The organism is Gluconobacter sp. R75690, from assembly GCF_015244525.1.
Classification (GTDB): domain Bacteria; phylum Pseudomonadota; class Alphaproteobacteria; order Acetobacterales; family Acetobacteraceae; genus Gluconobacter; species Gluconobacter potus.
Genome location: NZ_JABCQB010000004.1, coordinates 310,804 through 327,761, shown reverse-complemented (window position 1 = coordinate 327,761; position 16,958 = coordinate 310,804). Strand labels below are relative to the sequence as shown.

The 16,958-nt window shown below is 57.3% G+C and carries 15 protein-coding genes, 1 tRNA gene and 1 pseudogene; 12 read left to right on the top strand and 5 right to left on the bottom strand.

Translation table 11 applies throughout. From position 1 onward, the window contains the following. Positions 1–103 precede the first annotated feature (103 nt). The gene (locus HKD27_RS07180) at positions 104–433 is read left to right on the top strand and encodes a hypothetical protein (RefSeq protein WP_062446550.1); all 330 of its coding nucleotides are present in this window, start codon (positions 104–106) and stop codon (positions 431–433) included. On the opposite strand, the gene HKD27_RS16750 is transcribed toward HKD27_RS07180, so the two are convergent. Beyond that, positions 370–828, bottom strand: a complete 459-nt coding sequence (locus HKD27_RS16750; RefSeq protein WP_370544252.1) for a uracil-DNA glycosylase family protein — start codon at positions 826–828, stop codon at positions 370–372. The genes HKD27_RS07180 and HKD27_RS16750 overlap by 64 nt on opposite strands. 704 nt (positions 829–1,532) lie before the next feature. On the opposite strand from HKD27_RS16750, the gene HKD27_RS07170 reads away from it, so the two are divergent. The 10 genes and pseudogenes from HKD27_RS07170 (at position 1,533) to HKD27_RS07125 (ending at position 10,424) form a co-directional block, all read left to right on the top strand. Beyond that, a complete protein-coding gene (locus HKD27_RS07170) occupies positions 1,533–2,096 on the top strand; it encodes a DsrE family protein (protein WP_010516204.1) in 564 nt (187 codons plus the stop codon). 55 nt (positions 2,097–2,151) lie between these two features. Beyond that, complete coding sequence (locus HKD27_RS07165) at positions 2,152–3,147, top strand: substrate-binding domain-containing protein (protein ID WP_010516202.1); 996 nt, start codon at positions 2,152–2,154, stop codon at positions 3,145–3,147. Positions 3,148–3,186: 39 nt separating this feature from the next. Beyond that, positions 3,187–3,957, top strand: a complete 771-nt coding sequence (locus HKD27_RS07160) for a substrate-binding domain-containing protein (RefSeq protein ID WP_010516201.1) — start codon at positions 3,187–3,189, stop codon at positions 3,955–3,957. Continuing rightward, positions 3,941–4,621, top strand: coding sequence for a cytochrome c (locus HKD27_RS07155; protein ID WP_228518364.1), 681 nt, complete (start codon positions 3,941–3,943; stop codon positions 4,619–4,621). The genes HKD27_RS07160 and HKD27_RS07155 overlap by 17 nt, the downstream gene beginning before the upstream one ends. After that, positions 4,618–5,601: a c-type cytochrome gene (locus HKD27_RS07150; RefSeq protein WP_010516197.1), complete on the top strand. Its 984-nt coding sequence runs from the start codon at positions 4,618–4,620 to the stop codon at positions 5,599–5,601. The genes HKD27_RS07155 and HKD27_RS07150 overlap by 4 nt, the downstream gene beginning before the upstream one ends. After that, positions 5,598–7,028, top strand: coding sequence for a cbb3-type cytochrome c oxidase subunit I (locus HKD27_RS07145; RefSeq protein ID WP_062446546.1), 1,431 nt, complete (start codon positions 5,598–5,600; stop codon positions 7,026–7,028). The genes HKD27_RS07150 and HKD27_RS07145 overlap by 4 nt, the downstream gene beginning before the upstream one ends. Then, complete coding sequence (locus HKD27_RS07140; RefSeq protein ID WP_010516192.1) at positions 7,025–8,287, top strand: cbb3-type cytochrome c oxidase subunit II; 1,263 nt, start codon at positions 7,025–7,027, stop codon at positions 8,285–8,287. Before HKD27_RS07145 ends, HKD27_RS07140 begins: the two co-directional genes overlap by 4 nt. A 41-nt stretch (positions 8,288–8,328) precedes the next feature. Continuing rightward, entirely contained in the window at positions 8,329–8,520 is a 192-nt protein-coding gene (locus tag HKD27_RS07135) for a hypothetical protein (RefSeq protein WP_010516191.1), read from the top strand. Positions 8,521–8,695: 175 nt separating this feature from the next. Beyond that, a pseudogene (locus HKD27_RS07130) lies at positions 8,696–9,256 on the top strand (IS5 family transposase); the annotation flags it as partial. 286 nt (positions 9,257–9,542) lie between these two features. Next, on the top strand, positions 9,543–10,424 hold the full coding sequence (locus HKD27_RS07125) for a hypothetical protein (RefSeq protein ID WP_173575030.1): 882 nt from the start codon (positions 9,543–9,545) through the stop codon (positions 10,422–10,424). A gap of 152 nt (positions 10,425–10,576) precedes the next feature. On the opposite strand, the gene HKD27_RS07120 is transcribed toward HKD27_RS07125, so the two are convergent. Together HKD27_RS07120 and HKD27_RS07115 are read right to left on the bottom strand one after the other, a co-directional pair. Continuing rightward, complete coding sequence (locus HKD27_RS07120) at positions 10,577–12,676, bottom strand: PKD domain-containing protein (RefSeq protein WP_197436604.1); 2,100 nt, start codon at positions 12,674–12,676, stop codon at positions 10,577–10,579. 136 nt (positions 12,677–12,812) lie between these two features. Then, positions 12,813–13,721, bottom strand: a complete 909-nt coding sequence (locus HKD27_RS07115) for a ketopantoate reductase family protein (protein ID WP_081107150.1) — start codon at positions 13,719–13,721, stop codon at positions 12,813–12,815. 124 nt (positions 13,722–13,845) lie between these two features. Between HKD27_RS07115 and panB the strand changes: the two genes are divergently transcribed. Further along, positions 13,846–14,664: a 3-methyl-2-oxobutanoate hydroxymethyltransferase gene (panB, locus tag HKD27_RS07110; RefSeq protein ID WP_062493782.1), complete on the top strand. Its 819-nt coding sequence runs from the start codon at positions 13,846–13,848 to the stop codon at positions 14,662–14,664. A 686-nt stretch (positions 14,665–15,350) separates the two neighbouring features. Here panB and HKD27_RS07105 read toward each other — a convergent pair. Further along, positions 15,351–16,445, bottom strand: a complete 1,095-nt coding sequence (locus HKD27_RS07105) for a tyrosine-type recombinase/integrase (protein ID WP_370544248.1) — start codon at positions 16,443–16,445, stop codon at positions 15,351–15,353. A gap of 269 nt (positions 16,446–16,714) precedes the next feature. Next, positions 16,715–16,804 (bottom strand) — tRNA-Ser (locus HKD27_RS07100). Positions 16,805–16,958 lie beyond the last annotated feature (154 nt).

Below are 16,958 nucleotides of genomic sequence, written 5' to 3'. Positions count from 1 at the left end.
CTTCTGCGGGCCGCAAGACGCTCAATCTGTCGAAACAGGCTCGTGCCGCCTGATCGTTCCTTTATTGTTCATGCCAAACGTTGTTTAGCGTACCATCCACACGATGGCCTCTACCGGCTTACTGCTATGGGGGCTCGGCTTGTGGTGGATGCTCATGGCGATGCTCATCACGGTGCGCTACATGCGGGCTTCCATGCCATTCAACTTGGGCTGGTGGGGCTTTACCTTTCCACTGGGGGTCTACACCGTTGCCACGCTGAAGCTGGGGGCCCTGCTCCATCTGAGTTTTTTCAACATCGTCGGGACATGCCTTGGCGCCATGCTTGCGTTGCTTTGGATCATCGTCGCGGGTCGTACCGTGGCCGGGGCTTATCGGGGCGACCTGTTTGTTTCACCGTGCATCGCCTCATTAAAAGCAACGGCGGCTGATTGACGGGTGAGGCGACGGGCCTGGCGCAGCGCGCTCACGATGCGTCGGGCGACCTCGGGATGCTGGTTGACCGACAAAGGGCTAGGATGCGGCATCGTCAAGATGGGGATTTCCGGGCGCCATTGGTGGACGGTGGGTATGGCGCCAGACGCGGTGCGGCCCGCTAGTACGACGACCCGCAGAGCGGGCAACAGCCCAAGCAAAACGGGCAGTGCGGCCAATCCCGCAGCAATGTCTGCCCGGCGAACCGAGCTGACCGGATGATCGTCCGGCGGAAGCCAGGGGATCAGGTTCCAAAGCACCGTCATCTTGCGCGGCACGTTGGCCTCCAGCAAAAACCGTTTGAGATTCTGCTGAGCCGGACCAGGATTGTCCCGAGACACAAACCGCGGTCGCATCGGATGCCGAGCGGGCCGTTCAAGGAGAACGAGCATGGAGGCATGGACGCCGCCGTCGAGGGGGTCAAAGTAAGGCAAGGATTCTCCTGGCCGGGACTGTGCCTCCACGTAACGCGTCAACGATGAAATATGGGCGGCGTGGAGCCCAAGCACCCTCGCGTTCACGGCCTTGGAGTCGTCTAACCGGCGCGTTCTGGCCCCGAGTTTACCCAAATGCTTTTTCTCTTATTGACAGTGCCCGGTGCGTCGCGCCAAACAGCGCGATCGCGCTAGCAAAAAGGCGTAACCGATAGATGGCGAGAATCACCAGCAGGATATAGGTGCCTATAGTGTTTCTGGGCCTGATTATAGGCTGGCCTACCCACGTCGACAATTCCGCGTTCGGCCGCCTAAGCGGTGCGCTCCATGGCGAATAAGCGGGTGGCGTAGTTGCGCATCATATCTCCCGAATGCGTCATCGGTATGCCGCAAATAGCCGTTCGAGCAACACTACGCCAAGTAGGTCTTTGCTACAAAAGCGCCGGCTGGGAAATGAAGGCGTGCCTGGCGACCTTAATGAGGTTGTCAGCCGCAATTATCGCGCAAAAGAGAATAAGCGATGAACGTCATTCATATCAAAATGATATGGCACTACGCAGTAACTTGCATTCGAGTTGCATTTCAGATTGGGGCATCCTACTCACCCACCAACAGGATTATCGACCATGCGCCGTTTTGCCAAGATCTTCGTCCTTGTCAATCTCGCACTTGCCGCCTCCACTGCGTTTGCCCAGCATAACTTTTCAGACCCAGGTTTCTGGACCACGCCGACCATCCAGAGTTACGGCAAGATGCACATGCTGCCCAACGCGGCCTACAAGCCCGAAAAAGATGCGACCTACAAGATCGTGTTTTCGCTGACCAAGGGCTCAAAGACGCCGGCCGACGTGAATCCGTCGCTGGATCACGTGGCCCGCACCGTCAATCTGTATGTCGCATCAGGCGTGCCGGTTTCGCACCTGAAATTTGTGGCCATTGCTTATGGCGAAGCGACGTCGCTGGCCCTGAGTGACGAAGCGTATCGGGCCAAGTTCGGCAGTGCCAATCCCAACCTGCCGTTGATTGCCTCGCTGCGCAAGGCTGGCGTGGATGTGGCGGTCTGTGGCCAGGCCGTCGCAGAGCATCAGTTCACTTACGCAGATGTGGACAAGTCGGTCACCACCGCGCTGTCCGGGCTGACCACGATTACCACGCTGGAGCACGAGGGTTACGACCTGATGCCGATGTAAGGATCGGTCCGCCATTTCCTTGTCCAATTCGAATGCGTTTCTTTGGAGATACATCATGTTGAAACAGTCGACTCTGGCTGCCGGTCTGTTGTGCGCACTGTTTACCTCGCTCGCCAGTCCATCCATGGCGCAGGACGCTTCTTCGCAACGTTTCAACGAGGCGTTGTCGCCGCCCTGGCAGAACGGCGCCAACGACGACGCCACGGATCGCGGCTTCGACTTTACCGTGCCTGATGCGGACAATCTCGCCGATTTCCACGGTGACCCGGTTAACCCCAAACTTGCGCTGTACGTCGGTGGCAACTATTTTTTTGCGATGGCGCCGCTAGTGCAGGCGTTCGAAAAACTGCATCCCGAGTTCAAGGGCCGTATCTACTGGGAGACCATTCCCCCCGGTTTGCTGATGAAACAGCTGAAGGCCGGCGGCACGGTTACTGTCGGTAACATGACCTGGACGGTCAAGCCGGATGTCTATCTGGCAGGTCTGAAGAAGGTTCAGCAGTTTGTCGCCGACGGCACGCTCGACGCGCCGGCTGTGCCCTACGTCACCAACACGCTCACCATCATGGTTGCAAAGGGCAACCCCGAGCACATTACCAAGCTGGCTGATCTGGCCAAGCCTAATATCAAGCTGGCCATGCCGAACCCGGAGTTCGAGGGCATTTCTCGCCAGATCACCGATGCGCTGACCAAGGCGGGCGGTCCATCGCTGGCAACCATGGTCTACGAAACGAAGCGGAAGGACGGCAGTACCGTGCTGACGCACATCCACCATCGTCAGACGCCGCTGTGGATCATGCAGGGAAGGGCCGAAGCCGGCGTGACCTGGCAATCGGAAGCGATATTCCAGGAGCAGGCCGGGCATCCCATTTCGCACGTGGATATTCCGGCATCAGAAAACAGCACGGCGATCTACGGCGGTGCGGTGGTGAAAGACGCGGCGCATAAGGAAGCCGGCCGTGAGTGGCTGCAGTTTGTCCGCTCACCCGAAGGGCTGGCCATCTTCGAACGCTATGGCTTCAAGGCCTACGCGGGCGGCGGCAAAAAATAATTCGGGTGTTGACGCTGCATTAACGTAGGGGTACACGGCATGATCAAACGGGCCATCGCTGCAGTCTTCTGTTTCGCTGTATCACTGGGCAGCGCCCATGCGGCGGAAGTCATCCACATCTATGGCCCGGGTGGTCCGGCGCCTGCCATGAAAGCCGCTGCCAAAGCCTATGGCGATGCGCACGGCGTGGAGGTCATCGTCACGGCTGGCCCCACCGACGCCTGGGCCGACGATTTCAAAAAGGATGGCGACCTGATCTACAGCGGCTCGGAAGCGATGATGAGTGACTTCGTCACGCAGTTCGGTGGCGCGATGCTCGACGGGACCATCGAATCACTGTATCTGCGACCAGCGGCTATTCTGGTTCGTCCCGGCAACCCGCGGCATGTCGGTGGCTTCACTGACCTGCTCAAGCCGGGTATGCGCGTCATGGTGGTCAACGGTGCCGGTCAGGTCGGCATGTGGGAAGACATCGCCGGACGTGACGGCGACATCCGCACGTTGCAGGCGTTGCGTCACAACATTGTTTTCTACGCGCCGAACAGCGCCAAAGCGAAGGCGCGCTGGACGCAGGATGCGAGCGTAGATGCGTGGATCATCTATGCAATCTGGGCCAAGGCCAATCCGGGCATTGCCGACGTCGTACCGCTGGATGCCGACCACGCCATTTACCGCGACTGCGGCGTAGCGCTGACGGCCAAGGGCCAGAAGGATGCGGCGACCACCGGTTTCGTGGCGTTTCTGAAAAGCCCCGAAGGATATAAAATCTTTGCCCGCTATGGCTGGAGCGATCATGCGCCTGCCCATTGAACTGCGCGCCTGCCTGCTGATTCTCGTCCTTCTGATGACTAGCAGCGTCGCGGCGGCTAACATGACTCAGGGCGCGCAAATTGCAAATGCTGGCAACGGCCATGGCGCTCCGCCCTGTGCGAGCTGCCACGGCGTTATGAGCGAAGGCAACGCGGTGGCAGGCTTCCCCCGGCTAGTCGGTTTGCCGCCTGAGTACTTGCAGAACCAGCTGACCGATTTCGCCAGCGGACAGCGGCAAAACGCCATGATGACGCCTATCGCCAAAGCTCTGTCGGCCGACGAGATGGCATCACTGGCAGCGTATTACACGCAATTGCCGGTTCCGACCAAGGTCACGCCGCTTGCTTCCGGGACTGCAGGTAATACTGCTTCCAGCATAGGCGAGCAGCTGGCTAACCGCGGGCGCTGGTCCGATGGCGTGCCCGCTTGCAGCTCGTGCCATGGTCAGGGCGGCGTGGGCGTGGGCGCGAACTTCCCAGCACTCGCCGGGCAGTCATCGTTGTATCTGGTGAACCAGCTACAGGCGTGGCGCAAGGGTACACGCGATGCCGGTCCGCTGGGCCTGATGGGCGGCATCGCGAAAAAACTGTCCGATGCCGAAGTCCAGGCCGTGGCCGATTACTTCAGTGAGCAGACACCTGCCACACCCGGGGAAAAGCCATGAAAACCTCTTACGTTATCGCCGCCGTTGTCGGTGTACTGGCTATCGCCGGTGGCACCATTTTCATTTCGGGTTACCACGAGGCCGACGAACCAAAGCCGGTCGCGGTCGTCGTTGCCAAACCGGCGGCGCCGAAGCCCGAGAAGAAGCCCTTTGCGCCGCCTTCGGAGGCATCCATGCCAAAGGACGATTTCGGCAAGATGGTGAGCCTGGGCGAACAGATTTTCGAGCACCCGAAAGAGAACGCGCCCGAGTTTGTCGGCAATCAGCTGCACTGCAGCAGCTGTCACCTGGACGCTGGCCGTAAGGCCGGCGCGGCGCCGATGTGGGCCGCGTACGTGGCGTATCCTGCTTACCGAGCCAAGAATGGTCACGTCAATACATTCGAAGAACGCCTGCAGGGCTGCTTCAAGTTCAGCATGAACGGGAAGGCGCCGCCGTTGGGTGACAAGACACTCGTGGCATTGGAGACCTACGCCTACTGGCTGGCGAAAGGCGCGCCGGTGGATGACAAGCTTCCCGGCCGTGGCTATCCGAAACTCGACAAACCTCCGCTGCCTGCCGACTACGCCCGCGGGCAGACCGTCTACGAGGCCAAATGCGCGCTTTGCCATGCCAAGGACGGAGGCGGTCAGATCGCCGCCGATGGCAGCATGGCATTTCCTGCCCTGTGGGGGCCAGGGTCGTTCAACTGGGGCGCCGGCATGGGCAGCATCAAGAACGCAGCAGCCTTCATCAAGGCGAACATGCCGCTCAGTCGCGGTAACACCCTCTCTGATCAGGACGCCTGGGACGTGGCGACCTATATGAATAGTCAGGATCGTCCACAGGATCCGCGCTATCTGGGAACCGTGGAGGCAACCCGCGCCAAGTTTCATGATTCGGCCAGTTCGATGTACGGCAAGACGGTCAACGGTCATGTGCTCGGCAGCGCATCGGTGCCATCCGGCGGTACGACCATGAAAGGCGCGCCCAATCCATGAGCAGTGTGGCGATAGATACACACGGCGACAGCGAACTCGATCTGCCGATCACCGGGACGTTGGCCGGCACCGAACACGGGCTGCTGCGTGCGCATGGGCTTGCGGCCCTGACTACGCTGATCCTGTCAGCGGTCTTCGGCACCGTCGTCGCGATCAAGTTCGTGCTGCCGAATTTTCTTGGTAGCGAACCGTGGGCGACCTGGGGTCTGCTGCGTTACAACCATACGCAGGGCATCATGTTCGGCTGGCTGGGTAACGCGTTTCTGGCTTTTCTGTATTTCGCCACGCCGCGATTGTCGGGACGTGCGGTGACCAGCCGAGGCCTGGGCTGGACGCTGTTCGTGCTGTGGAATTTCGGCATGGTGCTGCCGGGCTGGGCGCTAGTCGAGGCGAACCTGCCGCACTGGCTCTTGGCGATCAAACCACTGGAATGGACCGAGTTTCCGCTGCTCATCAATGCGATGACGGAACTGTGCCTGGTGTTGCTCGGGGTCCAGTTTCTTTGGCCGATCGTGCGCGGGCCTGAGCGCGATCGACTGTACATTTCGGCGTGGTATGCGCTGGGTGGCGGCGTGTTTACCCTGCTGTCGTTTCCGATGGGCAGCCTGATTCCCGAGTTCACTCCCGGCGCCGTGGGAGCGGCGTTCAGCGGCTTGTGGATCCACGACGCGGTCGGCCTGCTGGTGACGCCTTTTATCCTGTCCATGTCGTATTACGTCATCCCCGCCGTGACCGGCAAGCCGGTCTACAGCCACTTTCTGTCGATGCTCGGGTTCTGGGTGCTGTTTTTTGTCTACCCTCTCAATGGCACACATCACTACGTGTACTCGGCCATTCCGATGGATACCCAGCGCGCAGCGATTGCTGCTTCGATGCTGCTGGGCGTCGACGTCATCATGGTGGTGTTCAATCAGCTGATGTCGCTGCGCGGATCCGGCGCCATGGCGATGCGCGACGTACCTCTGCGTTTTGTGACGGTGGGCGTGGTGTTTTACCTGCTGGTGAGCATCCAGGGTGCGGGACAGGCCGCAATGCCTGTGCAGCGGCTGATTCATTTCAGTGACTGGGTAATCGGCCACTCGCATCTGGCGATGCTCGGCTTTGCCAGCTTCATTGCTATCGGTGCCCTGCTGCATGCGTGGCAGCGCACGCCCGGCGCGCGCTATCACAATGGTCGTGCCAATGCCGCGTTCTGGCTGATTCTGGGTGGACTGACGCTGATGGTCGCCGACCTGACGATGGCTGGACTGGTGCAGGGCGAGCTGTGGGGCGAGCACGTGCCGTGGATGGATTCGGTGCGTGCATCGATGCCGTATTGGTGGTGGCGCGTTGTTTCGGCCGTCCCTATTCTGGCCGGCTTCGGTTTCCTGATTGCTGCCATGCTGAGCGGCCCACGTGTTACCGCCGCGGCGCGGGTGCCAGCATGAGCCTGCTGCCGCGCAAACGCTGGTTTGGCGCCGCCCAGATGATTCTTTTTGTGGCAGGCATCGGCTTCTTCGTATTGTCTGTCGTGGCGCTCGGGATCCTGCCTGGTTTACGGCTGGAGAAATCGATCCATGATCATGCGCCGTTGACGCTGGCTCCCTTCACGCCGGCCGAGGCCAGAGGCCGTATTACCTATGGCACCCAGGGCTGCGCGTACTGCCATAGCGAGCAGGTGCGCAGCACGCCCGAGGACGTGCGTCGCTGGGGACCGCCGACCACACCATGGGAAACCAAGTTCGAGTCGCCGCAGCTGTGGGGCACCCGACGAATCGGGCCCGACCTCGCGCGTGAATCCGGAGTCCGCAGCGACGACTGGCAGTTGACCCACCTCTACAATCCACGGCTCATCGTTCCGGGCTCGGTGATGCCCGGCTTTGCCTGGATGTTCAAAGGCAGCCCCAACCAGCCAACCGACGTGGCCAAGGATCTGCTGGCCTATATGAAAACCTTGGGCCGCGCACGCATGCAGGCGGGGAGCGCCGCGCACGATGCGCCCAATGAAGCCATGCCGGGCATGCAGCCTGACAGCGATGCATCGCTGGACGCGAATGGCGCACGCGCGCATTTGGCGAGTCCTGGCAGGGAACTGCCACGGACGCTTTCTCCAACAGGGGTCGCCAATCGGGGGGCAACGCTGTTCGCACAGAATTGTGCAGGCTGCCACGGTGCGCTGGGCAATGGCGCGTCGGTGGCTAGCGCATCGTTGCTGCCACACCCTACCAACCTCACCGTGTTCCGTTACAGCGAAGGCGCTTTTGCCGGCATTTTGCATGATGGAGTCGTTGGTAGCTCGATGCCGGCCTGGCGAGACCTGACCGCACAGCAGGTCGCTGACCTTGGGGCCTTCGTGTCGACACTACATGCGGCCGCAGAACCGGCAACGTCCGAGCCCGGCGGCGTCTCGCGGGGTGTAGAACTGTATGCGCAAAACTGCACGGCATGTCACGGCGTCGGCGGCGGTGGCGACGGTCCGGCATCGCTTGCGTTCAAACCGCGGCCCTACAACTTCCGGCATCTCCAGCCCGACGTGAGCGAGATTGACCGCGTACTCCGCGTGGGTGTTCCCGGAACGGCCATGCTTGCTTTTCCAACGCTCAGCGAACCGGACCGCCAAGCGCTGGCCGCTTATGTGCGCTCGCTATACGGGCAGGCAGCCGAACAGGGTTCGCTGAAAGCCGCGGCGCCAGTGAACAAGCCCTGATGGCGAATGTCACCATCGTTACCTGATCGAGGGACCGCTGCATGTTTGCCTTCATCGTCATTGCCTTGCTCGTATGTGTCCTCGCCGTGGTGCTGGTGTGGTGTCTTTCGCCGGCTTATCGCAAGCGGGTGGAAGAACCGAAGTACCGGTTTCTTGAAATGCAACGTGAATTTTTCGATCAACCCCACACGAGGCTTCCCGAGCAGTCGACAAAACCGCCAGCCGAAAAGTAGCCCTAAAGCACCCGCCTATATGTAGCGCCGGGAGGCGGCGACCCAACCATGCAGCTGTGACAAGCTGCCTTCTGCAGCCAACTTATGCTGAAGTGATCACGAGCAGCCGGCCCATTTATGCTTTCAAAACATCATAAACTGGCCAATCGGGCCAATCTATGCTTTTCAGAACATGCGCCGTTTCCTGTTCCAGACCATTCATGATGTCTGTCTGATGCTTGATCGTGAAGCGGCAGGACGCGAAACCAGTCCATCGGGTGGTGTCATTGATAGCCAGAGTATCAAGGCACCCCACGCAAAGACACGTGGTTATGACGCAGGCAAGAAGATCGTCGGTCGGAAACGTCACATCGCAGTTGATACGGATGGCCGCCTTCTCCTGGTTCAGCTGACAACAGCCGATATTTCGGACAGTGCAGGAGGACAGATGATCCTTGATGCCATTCGTAAACGCTGGCCGTGGGTGAAGCACCTGTTCGCAGATGGGGCCTATGACCGCTTGCAGTTGATGGACAAAGCCGCCTTTCTCGACTTCACAGTCGAGGTCATCCGGCGGTCAGATACAGCAAAAGGGTTTGAAATCCTGCCGCGTCGGTGGGTTGTGGAACGGACCTTCGGTTGGATGATCCGCTGGCGTCGCCTTGTGAAGGACTACGAACAGCGGATCGACGTCGCAGAGGCCATGATCCACATCGCCATGGGAAGCCTCATGCTACGCCGAAACGCTCATCCGTGAATTTCCAAAAGGGCTCTTACGCCTCATCTCGGAAATTCAGGCCCTTGACACGGTTTCCCGAGAACTGACATTCGCATGCTTATCTCAATCGGTTGGGTTGGAGACAGTCGCGACCTTCAGATTCTGTTGATGATCATCCAGAAAGCAAATGTCAGCGACGCTAGCCTTGAATGCCTCCTGTCTTCCATAGTCCGTTCAGATCGATCAGGGTTGGTCGATATCTCGTCAGCGGCTAATCAAGCTTGTTGTCCTACAACAGGCGCGTATCGCAATTGAAAGGACCAACATGTCAACGAATGAATCAACTACCGCTGATCAAAGGTTTGACCTTAACCAATTGCGACCTTACCTCGGGGACAAGATCGTCGACACGATGCATGCGATCAATGCAATCTCCGGTTACGAGATGGCCCCCGGACTACGATCGCCATTTGTCGATTTTAGAAATTGGCTCAATACAAAGCCATATTTTATCGAGCAATGGCGCTTGTCCAAGAGCGACGAAATTAAGAAATATGGACGCTTTTCGAATGGCGTCGAATATTGTGAACGGGCCATGGCAGAGTGCTATTATAGACTAGACTTGATCCGGGATATGGATACTCGCTTACGCAAAGAACTCGCGGACAGAAATATTTCAAGTCAGATTCCCCTTGGATCGACAATGTGCATAGGAAATACTGCGAAAATCGATTTCGAGTATAGATCGTTCGTCCTGTCATACCGAAGGGCGCTCGATTATCTATCCTATGGCTTGTCGACGTATTTCAATGAATCTCAGGATTCGTTCAATCGGTTTGCGAAAAATATCCTGAAGTCCCATCCGACTACCGTATCAGCGGTCCTGGCCCCTATTTTGAAAAGATATATGCCCCATTTCTCCTTCGTCATTGGTGATCAGAAGGGCCGATCCACGCGCGATATCATTGCTCACAAAGCTGCGCTGGATGCAGGATCGATCAACATCAGAAATAATGGGTTTGTGTTGTTTGGTGGTGGCGAAAATCTCGGGATCAACACGGAACGCGGTGATGATTTTCTCAATCCGCCGACTTTGCCTGACGTTCTTGAAACCAGAATGGTGAATTTACAAGGGTGTATTGCGGATCTTTTGGCAGGCATCCGGGAGGCGATTACCGATTACGAAAAATCCCAAGGATGGCGCTAGGAAGGACCTTTCACAGTGAACCACGCTGCGTCTACGGAGGCCATTTGATTTAAACCCAACAGCCACTGACGGTTCGATGAACGCAACCGACTGATCTGAATGACTACTTTTCTTATCTCACCACCAGACAACAGACTTTCCGCTTCCCCCCCTCAGCGGACAACCACTCTTACGCTAGCGAGATTCTGAGCCAGCGCATAAGGATCCTTGCCGGCTGGTGCGACGTTGGGCGGGCGCTGTTCACGCGCGGCCGAAACCCGCACAGTGGGGAAATACACACCAGGCCGGGCAAATGTGTGTTCTCCCGTCAGGTTCGCAGCATCCCCAGTACCTCCGGATGATACAGGGGGTGCGTAGTGGCCGGTGCCGTCCAGATCCCATTCGACTTTCACGATCCGGCCTGTTCCCGGAGGCACTTGTGCCGTCATCAAAAACGTCACTGGCTGGCCTGCCCGAACCTCGATTTTCTCACGCCCGTTCCCGGTCAATGCCACGACTGGCTGAACCCCAAGGCGCCGGGACGCGGGGCCTGTCACAACCGTCTGGGTGTCGGGAGAGATGCTGTAGGTCGTGCTGGCAGGAGGCGCCACATCCCTGGCGACCCAGTCGTTGAGATAGAGTAGCGCCTGCTCGTATTCCCCCTGATAAGGCACGATATGGTCGACCGCCCGGGGGGCGGTTGTCGCCCTTGGGCCTATGGGATCATGATCGGCGTTGTCCATGTACCACAGACGGTAGCTGCTCCAGAGTTGCCCGCCCTTCTCCTGCATGGCCTTCTTGCGATACCAGTCTGCCCCCCAGGAGAAAGCCTGAACGTCCATGGTCGACGCCAGCATAATCATCCTGCCGTGGAAGCGTCCGTTCGTCACCGCTCCGCCACTGCTGTTGGCGTCCAGCATGGGTCCTACGAGAACGGGGCGTTGAATGTAGCGTGGTTTCCCCTGAGTATCCCGATACTGGTTCCACCCATATTCGTCCGATGACGGGACCTGATGCCGGGGATAATACTGCAGGGCGACAGCCCACGAATTGTCGAGCGTTACGGACGTACCCGGCACGAGAGCACGAAGTGATGCACCCGTCCTGTCATTCGCCAGAGCACCATTGGTGGTGGCGATCTGCACCGTATGGCCCTTCACGCCCACGATCTTCAGCGTCGTGCCGGCCATCGCACCATCATGCACGACAAGATCCGCGTTGAGCAGGTCGCCTGTGGGGACATTGGCCAGAACGAGGCCTGACTCTCCCTCGAAACCTTTAACAGAGGTCGTGGCCTGAATCCGCAGAGCTTTGATCACCGGATCGAAGCCTTCATAACCGGTCTTGTTCCAGAAATCTGAGGCATAACCCGGGTCAATCGCCTGCACCGCACCTTCGACCGCGATAAAGGCACCTCCTGTCAGGGCCTCATATTGCCACCATCCCCGTAACGGAAACCCAAGCCGAGAGACTTCCTGAAGGGTAGACTGCTGGACTGGCGTGAGACCCGAGAAAGGCGATCCACTTCCACCCGGTGCCATGGCATCAACAATCTGTGGGAGGACAGGGCTGAGGACCCGGAGCCCGAGGATCTGCGCCGACTGGAAACTCGGAATGGAATTTGGCACACCCATCACCATAGGCACGCTGCCATCCCAGATATTGCTTGTGTTCTCTGCGGCGGCCAGAGTCTGATACGCGCCGCCACTCGCACCAAAGATGAACCCGCGAGGCCGCGCGATGCGACCGTAAATGCGAGTTGCTTCGAGGCGCGAGAACTTCGAGGCGGCGGCGTTGGCACGATAGGCCGCGAGAAGCCCACCTGCGGGAACGCCTCTATTATTGTTGGTGGAGACGACATACGCGCCGTGCGAAATACCAAAAACGATAGTGGCTGGAGTAGCAGCTTCATCCGTGACCGTTGGGTAGGTCGATTCAATGAACCAGCCCCGGTAATCGGCCTGCGCAGGGAAGTAAAATGCGAACTTCGTTTTCGAGCCTGCAAAACCACCATGCACATAGCGATAACGCACAGACACACCGGTTTCCGGATCGGTGGTTTCTCCTAGTTTGTCCTTATCAATATAGGGACGGCTGAGTTCAGGATCGTCACAAAGCGGTGTGATGAAAAGCGCCCCCTTCGGGAGCGGCGCCTGACAGACGGGGGAGGTTGCTGCCTGAGCTGGAAGAGTTGCCAGCACACAGGCGAAGGTTACAGCTGGCGCCGGAGCGAGTGTGCCGACAATGCCTCGGATAAACCTCGTCCTGATCACTAAGTGACTCCTGCTGTCTGCGCCACCATTGGTACTCTGGCTCGAAGAGCCTTTTGAAATCAGCCTTCTGTCTGGAGCATGCCACCATTGTGTGGTAGCAGAAACCGGGGCATTCGGGCGAGACGCCGTCCGGACACTAATCCCTGAGCAGTTCCGCTTCAGATCCTGCCAAAAGAGAAAGAATGAGCTTGTTCAGTGGCGTTGGAATGCTTTGCCGTGCGCCAGCCCGCACGACAGCTCCTGTCAGAGCCTGATATTCCAACGGAGCCATCGCCTGTTTGTCCTGCAGCATGGAGCTCCGACTTTCTGGTGGAATGGTCGATATCCATTTCATGATCGCTTCGACATCCTGCCTCGTAATCTTCGCTCCCTCTGCTCGGGCAACAGGAAGAGCTTCGAACATCAGAGCTCTTGCGCTGTCCGCAATGTCCAAACGGTGCATGATGCCTGTTGGCTGCCCAGTTAAGGCCGTCAACGGGTTGACGGAAATGTTTGCGAGTAGCTTCAGCCATAGATATGTCTGGATATCCTCTGTCAGTAGGACACGAAGGCCGCCAGTGGAGAATGCGCTGGCTAGCAGTCGTGTTACGTCCTGTTGAGGCAAGCACACGTCCTCATGACCGATCCTGCGCAGATTGACGCTTCCCGGCTTGTCTCGCTGTGCATTGAAGTAAATAACTGCCGGAATAATGGGTGAGTTAGAAAAGTAGTTTCGAAAAGTCTGTTGCTGATCAACGCCGTTTTGCGCCACCAATACGGTCGTACTTTTGCTATCAAAGGCAGGCAGCCAATGCGATATCGTCTCAACCTGCTGGGATTTGACCGCAATAATCAGAACCCTTGGTTGCGTGAAGCTTTGATTGACGTCGAATGTCTTGACCGAATATTCCGAGGAAACTCCGTTGTCCTGCAGAGAAATTTTATCCAAAGGCATCCGGGCGCCGACAATCGAGACATCCCAGCCTGCTTTTGCCAGGGAGGCAGCAAGCACCAGACCAACGGATCCCGCTCCAATCAGGGTGGCTGAATATCGTGATGAGGTCATGTAAGCTTTCGATAAGATCAGTCAGAAAGATGCCCGGAGTACCGCGCGGGCTTTGCGTAAAACAGGGTCAACGTGACATATGCAACCCCAAAACCTGTTGAACTCGTTCTGGGAGGGACATCCTGTGAGCACAAATCTACCGCAAAAGAGCCTCACGGTTTCAGACATCCAGGGTCGGAAGGGAGGCGTTCCTCTCGTATGCCTGACGGCTTATACGACGCCGACAGCCCGGCTTGTTGACCAGCATTGTGATGTTACTCTTGTCGGAGACAGCCTGGGCATGGTTTTGCACGGCCTGCCTTCCACACTGGGGGTGACCTTGGAGATGATGGTTCTTCATGGTCAATCTGTAATGCGGGGCCTCTCACGTTCACTATGCGTCATTGACCTGCCATTTGGGACCTATGAAGAAAGTCCCGCACAGGCCTTCCGGAATGCGTCCCGTCTTCTGGCTGAAACAGGAGCCGCAGCGGTCAAACTTGAAGGCGGCGTGCATATGGCTGAGACGATCGCCTTCCTTGTCGCACGAGGCATCCCTGTCATGAGCCACCTTGGTCTCACACCGCAATCGGTCAATGTTCTGAGTGGTTACAAGGTTCAGGGAAAGGGTCCGGATGCTCAGCGTATTCTTACCGATGCCCAAGCCGTATCAGACGCGGGCGCATTCGCAGTGGTATTGGAAAAGATACCACAAGCCCTGGCCCATGAGATTACACAAGCAATTGCAATCCCTACGATTGGGATCGGCGCCGGACCTGCATGTGATGGACAGATCCTGGTCGTGGATGACATGCTTGGTGCCTTTGCTGATTTCAGACCCAAATTCGTGAAACGCTATGCGGAGCTTTCAAAGCAGGCCTCTCAGGCGATCGAACAGTACGCTGCGGAGGTTCGGGCTGGAGAATTTCCGGCGCAGGTGCATAGCTTTGGTCAGCCAGCTTGAGTTTCCCGACCGCTGCGGCCCTTTAGGATCAGGCCTGCCAAGATAAAAGCACCGTCGTCAGGAATACAAGACGGAGCGGAAATGCCTGCATCGGCTAATATGTTGATGAAAACGTCTATAACGCGGTAAGAACCCAAACATACTTCAAGAGAAGTCTGAGGGATGTTATTAGTAATTGGTGCAATCTGCCTGCCAGAAAAATATAACTTCCGCGTGCCTTATAATAAAAAGATGGATGGATGTAGAAAACAGAATAGTTGTTTATAAAATAAAGATATTTAAATATTTTATATGAATTAGTTAATGATTCTAAAGAAGTTCCGGACAATTAAATGTCAATTTATCGACATTATTATTCTGACTATATTAAAGAATGATGCGCCTCTTGGTCGTCTCCTTACATGCGCTCCTGTAATATTCGCATATATGACGTAGACAAACCTCGCTAAAACTGAAATCAAACATCGATAGACAGCCCTACGTATCTCCTACTGATGATAGAGGTCCGAAATGGACAGGCAGCAACTATGTCTCCTCGGTGCTGGAGTGTCTGCTTTTGGTCCTTTGCACTCGAAAGCCGACATTCCGTTCTCCCCCCTAAGAAGACATTATGCTCCCGTGAAGAGCCGACCTCATCAAGCTCTCTGGTCTGGTATTGCTTTCCACTGAAAGATGGGGGTGACTGTCTATCGCTTTTGGTGACCGAGCAAATCAGTTGGGGGTGAAGCGTTGTCCATAAGAAGATCGGCCCAGATCTGAGCGAGTTCTTTTCGTCGCTCACGATGAAGAGCACGATTATAGGCTGCTTCCACCCGGTCCTTGTTCTGATGCGCCAGCATGAGGTCGATGATGGCTCTGTCGGACGGGTAGCGTTCGTTCATGATTGACGAGAATGACGCCCGAAAGCCGTGCGGAACCTGGCGCCCGGAATATCCCGCCCGCTGAAGAAGATAACTGAGCGCGTTCTCACTCATCGGGCGATGCGCCCATCGGTTGTTTGGGAAAACGAGCGGCCCTTTGCCTGTCAGCAGGAAAACTGCCTCGAGAATCTCCCGCGCCTGTCGGGAAAGGGGGACTTCGTGTTCCCGACGCATCTTCATGCGCTCTGCCGGAATCAGCCAGACGGATCGATCCTCTGAAAGTTCGTGCCATCCCATGGCATGGACCTCGCCAGGACGTACAGATGTCAGGGCCAGAAAGCGGAGCGCCAGTAACGTCACAGGGTGAGCCGGGATGGCTTCAACCTGACGGAACAGATCGCGCAGTTCCCCCAGATCGGTGATGGCGGGCTGACGACCTTTTTTCAGCGGGACGAGTGCCCCCTTGACGATCGCTGCGGGATCCTGCGTGCCCAGACCATGGGCGATTCCGAACAGGAAAATCGCGCTCAGTCTCTGGCGTATCCGGCGTGCCGTTTCCCTGGCTCTTCCGGCTTCAATCTTTCTGATGGTCGCGAGCACCATTGGCGGAATGACATCGTCAAGATTGAGAGAGCCCAGATCAGGCCAGACGAACCGCTCCAGACTCGTTTCGACGTCTTTCCGGTGGCGCGGAGTCCAGCGCGATGCCTGGGAAGTAATCCAGATTTCTCCAACGTTTCTGAGTTGGCGATCTGTCTGGCGGGCTTCTGCCTGACGCTGTTTGCGGGTCAATGAAGGATCCCGACCGGCACGGAGTTCGCTACGCGCCTGATCCCGGGCGTCTCTCGCCTTTGCGAGCGTCACTTCAGGATAAGTGCCAAATGCAAGGAGCTTCTCCTTGCCACCAAAGCGATACTTCATACGCCAGAGGCGCGATCCGTTGGCTGGACCAGAATAAAAAGACCACCTGCGTCTGCAAGCTTGTAAGCCTTGTCTTTCGGGGCAATGCGCCGGAGCTGGACATCTGTCAGCATTGATACCCCCAAGACCAGTCTGATACCCCCATAACTACCCCCGCATTGCATGCGCTTCAAGGATTGCCACAGTACGCTCTGGATCGTTAAAATCGCCGGTAACCCGCCGAATTCAAGACCGGATGCGCATTATGGAATGTCATGGAATATATCTTCTGGCGGAGAGGGTGGGATTCGAACCCACGATACGCTCTCACGTATGGCGGTTTTCAAGACCGCTGCCTTAAACCACTCGGCCACCTCTCCATCCGGCAGGCTTCATTTCTTGAAGGATTCTGCTTGGATCGGATGCTTCATGCGACGGGAAACTTCTGCCGTCAAGGTCTGGTGTTACATAGGGGTGGGGGGCTTACTTTTTGAAACGCAGAAGGGGGCGGTCAGCAACATTGAAACGTGCCAT

Coding starts and splice junctions, on each gene's coding strand:
- HKD27_RS07180 (WP_062446550.1), top strand. CDS start 104: ATGGCCTCTACCGGCTTACTGCTATGGGGGCTCGGCTTGTGGTGGATG.
- HKD27_RS16750 (WP_370544252.1), bottom strand. CDS start 828: ATGCGACCGCGGTTTGTGTCTCGGGACAATCCTGGTCCGGCTCAGCAG.
- HKD27_RS07170 (WP_010516204.1), top strand. CDS start 1,533: ATGCGCCGTTTTGCCAAGATCTTCGTCCTTGTCAATCTCGCACTTGCC.
- HKD27_RS07165 (WP_010516202.1), top strand. CDS start 2,152: ATGTTGAAACAGTCGACTCTGGCTGCCGGTCTGTTGTGCGCACTGTTT.
- HKD27_RS07160 (WP_010516201.1), top strand. CDS start 3,187: ATGATCAAACGGGCCATCGCTGCAGTCTTCTGTTTCGCTGTATCACTG.
- HKD27_RS07155 (WP_228518364.1), top strand. CDS start 3,941: ATGCGCCTGCCCATTGAACTGCGCGCCTGCCTGCTGATTCTCGTCCTT.
- HKD27_RS07150 (WP_010516197.1), top strand. CDS start 4,618: ATGAAAACCTCTTACGTTATCGCCGCCGTTGTCGGTGTACTGGCTATC.
- HKD27_RS07145 (WP_062446546.1), top strand. CDS start 5,598: ATGAGCAGTGTGGCGATAGATACACACGGCGACAGCGAACTCGATCTG.
- HKD27_RS07140 (WP_010516192.1), top strand. CDS start 7,025: ATGAGCCTGCTGCCGCGCAAACGCTGGTTTGGCGCCGCCCAGATGATT.
- HKD27_RS07135 (WP_010516191.1), top strand. CDS start 8,329: ATGTTTGCCTTCATCGTCATTGCCTTGCTCGTATGTGTCCTCGCCGTG.
- HKD27_RS07125 (WP_173575030.1), top strand. CDS start 9,543: ATGTCAACGAATGAATCAACTACCGCTGATCAAAGGTTTGACCTTAAC.
- HKD27_RS07115 (WP_081107150.1), bottom strand. CDS start 13,721: ATGACCTCATCACGATATTCAGCCACCCTGATTGGAGCGGGATCCGTT.
- HKD27_RS07105 (WP_370544248.1), bottom strand. CDS start 16,445: ATGAAGTATCGCTTTGGTGGCAAGGAGAAGCTCCTTGCATTTGGCACT.